The following is a 9,264-nucleotide window of genomic DNA, read 5'->3' as shown; positions in this document are numbered from 1 at the left end:
ACTGTAACATCACCAGTCTTAGGATCTTGTTCCAAGTCTACGGTTGGAGTTACTTTAGCTGGGGTTGTGACCTCAGGAACTTCAACAGCTGGTTTGCCTGGTTCGGTAATCTTACCTGGTTTTGTAACCTCACCGTCTGGTAATTCACTGTTTGGTACTTTACCTTTACCATCTTCTCCAATTGTTACTGTGATTGGCTTGTCACCTTTACCTGGAATTTCTACTACTGTTCCTGGTGGGTAGATTGACCCATCTGGTCTCTTCGGTGTCACTGTAACATCACCAGTCTTAGGATCTTGTTCCAAGTCTACGGTTGGAGTTACTTTAGCTGGGGTTGTGACCTCAGGAACTTCAACAGCTGGTTTGCCTGGTTCGGTAATCTTACCTGGTTTTGTAACCTCACCGTCTGGTAATTCACTGTTTGGTACTTTACCTTTACCATCTTCTCCAATTGTTACTGTGATTGGCTTGTCACCTTTACCTGGAATTTCTACTACTGTTCCTGGTGGGTAGATTGAGCCATCTGGTTGCTTCGGTGTCACTGTAACATCACCAGTCTTAGGATCTTGTTCCAAGTCTACGGTTGGAGTCTTACGTGCTGGAGTTGTTGCTGGCACTGGTTGTGATGGTCTCTTATTCGGTTCTGTTACTGTACCTTCTCCTTCGATTTTTCCTTTTGGAAGACTATCATTCGGTACTATTCCTGAACCGTCTTCTCCGATGATAACCTCGATTGGAGTATCATTATCACCCGGAATAACTACCTTCGTTCCTGGTGGATATGTTCCTCCCACTCCAGGTTTCTTCGGTGTTACAATAGCATCTCCATTTGGTTTTCTAGTAATATCAATTGAGACTGGTTGCTCTGTTTGTGGTTCATTTGGATCTAATTTTTTAGGTGTCTTCACTTGAACTTCTTCAGGTGTTTTCCCTTTTTCAATAATCTTACCTGTTCCCGGAATATCTCCTTCTGGCAGATCACTGTTTGGTACTGTTCCTTTTCCATCTTCACCGATTGTTACTGTGATTGGGTTTCCGTCCTTACCTGGAATTTCTACTACTGTTCCTGGTGGGTAGATTGAGCCATCTGGTTGCTTCGGTGTCACTGTAACATCACCCGTCTTAGGATCTTGTTCAATTTTGATTGTCGGATTCTTACGAGCTGGTGTTGTTACTGGCACTGGTTGTGATGGTTCTTTATTCGGTTCTGTTACTGTACCTTTTCCTGGTAAATCACCTTTAGGTAACTTGTCATTTGGAACTATTCCTGAACCATCTTCACCGATTGTAACGACAATTGGATTACCATCCTTACCTGGAATTTCTACTACTGTTCCTGGTGGGTAGATTGAGCCATCTGGTTGCTTCGGTGTTATTACTGCATCACCATTTGGTTTGCGTGTGATATCGATTGTAGGAGTTTGAGTTGTTGGTGTCTTAGGATCTGTTCCATTTTTCTCTTCATCCTTGTCTGGAATACCATCGTTATCATCATCTGGATCGGTCACATCTGGGATACCGTCGCCATCTGTATCACGTTGAATTGTAACTGGAACATCCACAGTAACTTCTTCATCACCATTCTTAACTTTAACTGGGATTGTAACTTTACGTTCTTCTTCTTTTGGTCCCCAATCTGTTACGGTTGGTGTTCCAGTTAAGTTACCATCGCCATCTACTGTTAAACCGTTGACTGGTGTTTCTGTAGTGATTGTTGAACCTGGTTTATTTGGTGTCACAACTTTTGTTGGCGGTACTGGTGCTTTTTCTTTCACTTTTCCTGGATCTGTGACTGTACCTGTTAATTTATCAGCTACTTTTGGATTTGCATCATCCTTGTCTGGAATACCATCGTTGTCATCATCTGGATCGGTCACATCTGGAATACCGTCGCCATCTGTATCACGTTGGATTGTAACTGGAACATCCACAACGACTTCTTCATCACCATTCTTAACTTTAACTGGGATTGTAACTTTACGTTCTTCTTCTTTTGGTCCCCAATCTGTTACGGTTGGTGTTCCAGTTAAGTTACCATCGCCATCTACTGTTAAACCGTTGACTGGTGTTTCTGTAGTGATTGTTGAACCTGGTTTATTTGGTGTCACAACTTTTGTTGGCGGTACTGGTGCTTTTTCTTTCACTTTTCCTGGATCTGTGACTGTACCTGTTAATTTATCAGCTACTTTTGGATTTGCATCATCCTTGTCTGGAATACCATCGTTGTCATCATCTGGATCGGTCACATCTGGAATGCCGTCGCCATCTGTATCGCGTTGGATAGTTACAGGGATTTTTACAACAGTCTCTTCTGTTCCACGTTTCAGTTTAACTGGAATCTCTACTGTACGCTCTTCTTCTTTTGGTCCCCAATCTGTGACAGTTGGTGTACCTACTAGATTTCCATCGTTATCCACTGTTAAACCATTTACTGGACTATCTACTGTAATCGTTGTGCCTGGTTTGTTTGGTGTTACTACCTTAGTATTTGCTGGGACAGGTGTTTTTTCTTTTACAGTTTTTCCTGTTACTGTTCCTGTTAATTTATCCGCTACTTTTGGATTTGCATCATCCTTGTCTGGAATACCATCGTTGTCATCATCTGGATCAGTCACATCTGGAATGCCGTCGCCATCTGTATCGCGTTGGATAGTTACAGGGATTTTTACAACAGTCTCTTCTGTTCCACGTTTCAGTTTAACTGGAATCTCTACTGTACGCTCTTCTTCTTTTGGTCCCCAATCTGTGACAGTTGGTGTACCTACTAGATTTCCATCGTTATCCACTGTTAAACCATTTACTGGACTATCTACTGTAATCGTTGTGCCTGGTTTGTTTGGTGTTACTACCTTAGTATTTGCTGGGACAGGTGTTTTTTCTTTTACAGTTTTTCCTGTTGTGTCTCCTGTTAATTTATCAGCTACTTTTGGATTTGCATCATCCTTGTCTGGAATTCCATCGTTGTCATCATCTGTGTCTACTTTATCTGGAATTCCGTCTCCATCTGTATCGCGTTGGATAGTAACTGGAACATTTACAGGAACTACCTCGTCACCATGTTTAACTTTAACTGGGATCGTAACTTTACGTTCTTCTTCTTTTGGTCCCCAATCTGTGACAGTTGGTGTACCAGTTAAGTTACCATCGCCATCTACTGTCAATCCATTGACTGGTGTTTCTGTGGTGATTGTTGAACCTGGTTTGTTTGGTGTTACTACTGTAACTGGCGTAGTTTTTTCTTTTTCCAGAACTGGTGCTGGTGGAGTAACTTCAGCTCCCAAACTACCATTTGCTGTTCCTCTAGCTACTGGACTCTCAAGAACTACATTATCAATTCTCTTAGAAACTTTTGCAGTTATTTCTGTTTTATCTGCAACCTCAGCATCAGAAATTGTCACAACGCCTGCAGGGGTTACTGACACTTTATCAGCTGTCTTACCATTTACAGTCCAAGTATTTCCTGATTTTGTAACTGTTACAGTTTCTGGTGTAGTCTTACCTGTTGGTACATAAGTAAGGGTGATAGTATCAATATCTTGTGGATTAGTACTATTAGGGCGTGTTGGTGGGGTAATTGTCACACTACCATTCTCATGTCCAACTACGCTAGGCACTGTTGGCGTTACTGCTAACACTACTTGACGCTTAATTTCTGCAGGTGCAAATGTTGTTCTAGTTGTACTATTTACATCCGTAATAGAATTTTTGCTAGTATCTGGGAATACTGCTGTTGCGTTTCGAGTATATTTCCCTGAGTTATCTAGTGTTGTTCCTGAATCTAATTTATCTCCAGCTTTCCATGTCCACGTCATACCACTTGGTAAATAATTGTTTCCACGATCTGCTTTATCTTCACTATCTACAACTTTAAGATATCTATGAGCATCAATGTTTTTACCACTATTAGCTACATTTAATGTTGAAGCTACGGGTACTTTTGCGATACCATTTTCAAGGTTTCTAGTCTCAATATCAACCACTCGATATTTGAATTTCAAATCACGGCTATCAGTAGCACTGCTTCCTTCAACATGTAGAGTAGCTTCATGTTCTCCTAAAGTTTCAGTATTCAATACAGTACCTGAAGACAAGCGAGTTGCATATGGATTTGCTTCAGTTTTTCCTGTTTGAGATGTAAATGTAGAAGCGGTTACTCCTTTTGGAAGTCCTCCCTTAACTTCTACTTTAGAAATCACACCTGAGTTATCCCATACCTTCAATTCAGGGTTAAATGTAGCGCCACGATAGACTGTAAAGATTGGTGAATTAGCTGTTTCTGTTAATGGAATACCATTTAAAGTAGCTTGTGGTTTTTGCACATCTTTTGCAGTTACTTTTGCTGGATCTGAATCAGCACCATTTCCATTTTTGGTAACTACTGTTACTTCTGTTCCGTCTTTTACTTTATTTTCCGGAATAGTGATTTCTCCAGTATTTGGATTGATTTGTACTTCTGGAGTATTTACTGTCCATTTTCCTTTCGGATCTTTAGTTCCAACAGCTGTTTTCGGAGTGTTATCTTCCCCTGTATAGCTTACAGTAATCTTATCTGCTTTTGCTGGATTTTGTGGTTTAGCTGTAACATCACCATTGTCTTTTGCTGTTGCTACTGGTTTAGCTGGCTTAGAAAATTTCGCTGTTGCTTTTGCTGGATCTGAATCAGTACCATTTCCATTTTTCGTAACTACTGTTACTTCTGTTCCGTCTTTTACTTTATTTTCCGGAATAGTGATTTCTCCAGTATTTGGATTGATTTGTACTTCTGGAGTATTTACTGTCCATTTTCCTTTCGGATCTTTAGTTCCAACAGCTGTTTTTGGTTGATTATCTTCTCCTGTATAGCTTACAGTAATCTTATCTGCTTTTGCTGGATCTTGTGGTTTACCTGTAACATCACCATTATCCTTCGCTACTGCTACTGGTTTAGCTGGTTTAGCAAACTTCGCTGTTGCTTTTGCTGGATCTGAATCAGTACTATTTCCATTCTTCGTAACTACTGTAACTTCTGTTCCGTCTTTTACTTTATTTTCCGGAATAGTGATTTCTCCAGTATTTGGGTTGATTTGTACTTCTGGAGTATTTACTGTCCATTTTCCTTTTGGATCTTTGGTTCCAACAGCTGTTTTAGGTTGATTATCTTCCCCTGTATAGCTGATCGTAATCTTATCTGCTTTTGCTGGATCTTGTGGCTTACCTGCAACATCACCATTATCTTTCGCCACTGCTACTGGTTTAGCTGGTTTAGAAGATTTTGATGTTACTTTAGCTACTGGACTTTCAAGAACTACATTATTATCAATTCTCTTAGAAACTTTTGCAGTTACTTCTTTACCATCCGCAACTTCAAGATCAGAAATTGTTACAACACCTGCTGGAGTTACTGATACTTTATCGGTTGTCTTACCATTGACTGTCCAGTTATTTCCTGATTTTGTAACTGTTACAGTTTCTGGTGTAGTCTTACCTGTTGGTGTATAAGTAAGTGTGATTGTATCAATATCTTGCGGTGTAGTACCATTAGGACGTGTTGGTGGGGTAACTGTTACACTACCATTTTCATTGGCTACTACGCTAGGCGCTGTCGGCGTTACCGCAAGAACTACTGGACGCTTGATTTCTGTCGGTGCAAATGTTGTTCTAGTTGTACTATTGTTATCTGTTACAGAACTTGGGAATTGCGCTGTTGCATTTCGAGTATATTTCCCTGAATTGTCTAATGTAGTACCCGGATCTAAGTTGTCTCCAGCTTTCCATGTCCAAGTCATACCTTGAGGCAAGTGACTGTTTCCACGATCGCTTTGATCTTGGCTATCTACCACTTTAAGATAATTATGAGCATCAACATTTGTACGGCTATTTGGTACATTTAAAGTTGAACCTACTGGTACTTTCGCGACACCATTTTCAAGATTTTTTGTTGTAATATCCACAACACGGTACTTGAATTTCAAGTCACGGCTGTCAGTAGCACTGCTTCCTTCTACGTGAAGAGTAGCAGTATGTTCTCCCAATGTCTGAGTATCTAATACTCTACCTGAAGATAAACGAGTTTTATATTTTTTATCTTCTGAACTTCCATCTTTACCAGTTTGGGCTGTAAAGTTAGAAGCACTTACTCCGCCAGGAAGATTTCCAACTGTTACTTTTGAGATGGTACCTGAGTTATCCCATACTTTAAGCTCTGGGTTAAAGTCAGCACCACGATAGACTGTAAAGATTGGTGTATTGGCTGTCTCTGTTAGCGTAATACCATTTAAAGTAGCTTGTGGTTTTTGGACATCTTTCGCAGTTGCTTTAGCTGGATCTGAATCCGCACCATTTCCATTCTTCGTAACTGCTGTTACTTCTGTTAAATCTTTTACTTTATTAGCCGGGATTGTGATTTCACCTGTATTTGGATCAATTCGAACATCTGGATTATTCACAGTCCATTTGCCGTTTGTTCCTTTAGTTCCCTCAGCTGTTTTAGGTTTATTATCTTCCCCTGTAAAGCTTACTTTGATTTTATCTACTTTTGTTGAATCTTGTGGTTTTGCAGTTACATCCCCATTATCCTTAGCTGTGACTACTGGTGTCTGAGCTTTGTCATCTATAACATGTACTGGTGCATCCACAATATAAGTTCCACGTTGGGGTATTACTACTTCTACCTTACCATAAACTGGTTGCCCTGGTGCCGTAGTTTTGGACACATCCGGATCTTTAAACCAACGATAGGTTGTTCCAGCTGGCATTTCTGACTTATTCTTAATGCTATCAATCGCTGGAGGAATAACTCCCACTTTTGTAGTTTGCTCTTTAGATACTGGTTTGAAATTGAAGTTGGTTGCTTCTTCTGGTTTCAGTGGTAAGGTACCGATAATAGCATTTTGTCCATTTTGATACCTAACAAGACCATCTGTTGAATATCCACCATAGGCAATATATGGATTATTGCTTAAACGTTTTTTTATGTCAGCAAGCATCGGATTATTTTTATCTTTATTACCCCAATCCGACATAATACTTTGATCTAGCTCATCACCTTCAAGAATTTTTGTTTTGAAAGTAATAATTGTACGTTGACCAGCAACGACGTTCAGTTTATCTTCGATTACCCCTCTAGCAAGGTTGTAAATTAGACCACCTGTTGTAATACCATACATATCTTTTACACGAGAAGCGGCATCTGGATTACGATCAGTTCCATCTTTTCTAGAATCTCGATAAATATTCTTTCTCCAATTATTATCTGGATGAGCATAATCCATCCAAGAACCTATATTTTCTCCATAAGTAGATCCTGAACGGCGTTCACCATTTTTTATATAAGCTCTAGAAAATGTATTTTCATACTCCCATTTTGATGCACTTGCATATTCTGTATGAGATATTTGCTTCCCATCTTTATATTTTGTATAGGTAAAGTCATACGGATCTCCAACAGTACGCGGAATTGCAAGTGAGATTTTTTTAGACAATCCTGCCTGCGCATTTGCCGCTGGACCTGAATCTAGCATCCAGTAATAATATCTATTACCATCTTTTTCGATTCGCTCTTCGCGATAAACACGAACATTATCATACGCTTGATCCGCAGTCCCTTTACTTACAAAAGCATACTGCTTCGTATCTGGTGAATATACATCACGCTCTGAATAGTTAAGCATTGGGTTTTTATTCCAACCAACACCAAAGTCTGTTGTTCTTGTTTCACGAACGTTACTTGTTCCACGTCCTACTTCTTTTCCGTTCTTTTTGACTACGGCTGTAATAGTAGCACCTTTCACCATCAACTTAGTGTCTACATTAACTGTAAAATATCCGTTTGATTGAGATTTAGTCGTGTATTTTTTCCCACCAATTGATATCTCAACATCAGCTTCTGTCGCTGTATATCCATCAACCTGAGCAATACCAGCTAAACTATCGTTAAATGACACTGTGTCTACTGGTCTTACTGTAGTAGTATAAACACTTTGACCATTGACTACTAATTCAACTCTATCACCAACTTTAATACCTGGTGCATTTAATTTGAAAGAACCAGTATCATCAAGTTTAGACGTAAGTATCTTTTGACCATTTCTCTTAATTTCAATTGTTGATGATGGCGTTGCATATCCTGTGATAAATCCAGAGTCCGCTACAACTATCCCAAGACTCCCACGTTTGGTATTTTTATCAATTGGTGCGGATCTTAGATTAGAACCTTGTTCCATACTTTGACCATTACGTGGATCATGAGAACCTGAAGTCAAACGCATGGTAGCAATTTTAACAGAGTTAAACATTCTCTTCACAAGTTTGTTCATTTGTTCAACTTCGTTCAGAGAAACTGTTGTGTTTTCAAGAACTTCTTGCGCCAATCCCAATAGTTCATTGGCTTTTTCAAGAACTTCTTTGCTTGTCTCATGCTCAGGCAATTCCAAGACAGCTGCCTGCAATTGATCTACAGATACTTTCAAGGCTTCTTTTTTAGCTGATACAGTTTGACTCTCTTCGCTTGCTCTTACTTCAGAAGAAGATGCGCTCGCTAGGTTGTCAGCCTGCTTTTCAGTTTTATTCCCTTGAATCTCAGTTGATTCCTTAGCAGCAGCTGATAAGACTGTCACATCTTTAGACAAGAGTTCTACAAGCTCATCAATATCCTTTTGAGCTAGCTCAGAACTTTCTAGGGCTTCTTTTCCTTTTTGAAGTCTGTCTTTAACAGGCGATACTACTGACTCGTCAAGGTTTAATTTAGTTGAAAGAAGAGAATTTAATTCTTCAACTACTTTTCTCAACTTAGTTTTATCAACTGTAGGCACTTGAGTTTCCAAGGATTTATTTACTTCATCTACTTTGTTTCCAGTAGGTTCCGCAATACCTTGAGGCGACTTGGCCTCATCTTTAGGACTTACTACACCCGCAGTAGATTTTGGAGTGTTTTCAACTACACTATCCGCACTAGCAACGCGCGCACCCAAAAACATCAGCGCTGCAACTGCAACTGAAGCGGCACCGAAACTGTATTTACGAATAGAAAAGCGCAAAACTTTTTCACGTTGCTGTCGATTTACTTTATATGAATTCGATTTGTGTTCCATTTGTCCTCCTAAGGGCAATATAATATAGAAAAAGCAATCTTTATAACTTCAACTCCTTAAAAAGAGTTAAGCTATAAAAATCACTATGATGATCGCTATTAGCAAATAACATCACAGCTATCACAGCTATCACAGCTATCACAGCTATCACAGCTATCACAGCTATCACAGCTATCACAGCTATCACAGCTATCAC

The 9,264-nt window shown here is 39.6% G+C and carries 1 protein-coding gene; it reads right to left on the bottom strand.

Annotation, left to right across the window (positions count from 1 at the left end):
• Positions 1–9,068, bottom strand: a 9,068-nt coding sequence (locus N8L33_RS09770; RefSeq protein ID WP_261059736.1) for a sialoglycan-binding domain-containing protein, incomplete at its 3' end; no start/stop codon positions are given.
• Between the last annotated feature and the right edge of the window lie 196 nt (positions 9,069–9,264).

Origin of the sequence: Streptococcus mitis (genome assembly GCF_946188695.1) — a bacterium.
GTDB lineage: Bacteria > Bacillota > Bacilli > Lactobacillales > Streptococcaceae > Streptococcus > Streptococcus mitis_DF.
Note: the sequence above shows the minus strand (reverse complement) of the source record. Positions and strands in the feature narration are given on the sequence as shown.